1 pseudogene is annotated in these 822 nt (G+C 34.9%); it reads right to left on the bottom strand.

The annotated features are described in order from the left end of the window. Positions 1 to 11: 11 nt before the first annotated feature. Positions 12 to 822: pseudogene (locus tag ASJ81_RS14295) on the bottom strand (IS1 family transposase); the annotation flags it as partial.

The raw sequence follows: 822 nt of genomic DNA, 5'->3' as shown, positions 1-822 counted from the left end.
ATAATCCATTTTTATCCGATTGATGTTTTAAAACACCTGAATGTTAGCATTTCCTTTAAAGTCCATATTGAGTCCACAATTCCTGCCTCTCTTGCAGGTGTATTTTTGCATTCAACCCCTCTTTCATCTTTGTATTTTAATCCTCCATGACCTCTACAGAAGTTAAAATACGTGCAATATAACCTCATTTGATACTCTAACCACTCTTTCGCTTTTGAAAACCCGATCGTTTTTCTTGAAACTCTATTGTTATCCTGTCTAAAAGTCAGGTTTTGTCTTTCAAGTAAAGTTGTTGAGATTTCGTTTTGTTCAATGTCTTCTCCAAAGATGATTTTCTTTTCTACTTTCTCAAGTACTCCATTTACTCTAGTTTTGACTACCTGTGCATACTTTAAATCATCATATGGAACGATTTTTGGTTTTCTTGGTCTTCCTCTTTTCCCAGTTCTTGGAAACTCAATCAAAACTCCAAAATGTTTTAAAAGAGCTTCTCTATAAAAGTTCAATCCATCTGTGACAAAAAGAGGGATTTTATCAGAAAGATGTTTTTTAGCTGATTCCACTAACTTATCCGCAACATACTGTTTTCTTGGTCCTATTACAAAGTCAAGTATTAGCCTACAACTTGGTACAAAAGCTACCCACATCCATGGCCCATTATCTTCATAATCCTTCATTCTAGGAACTTTTTTTTTGAATTATTACCCATAGTTCATCCATTTCTATCTTGGGTACATCCACGTCTTTCATTATACTGTCATTTACTCTATCGCATTGGTTAGCTGCACGAGCTAACCATCGTTTTACACTGGCAGATTCTAC

This window comes from Methanosarcina spelaei (genome assembly GCF_002287235.1).
GTDB classification, from domain to species: Archaea; Halobacteriota; Methanosarcinia; order Methanosarcinales; family Methanosarcinaceae; genus Methanosarcina; species Methanosarcina spelaei.
This window is presented reverse-complemented; position numbering and strand designations above follow the sequence as displayed.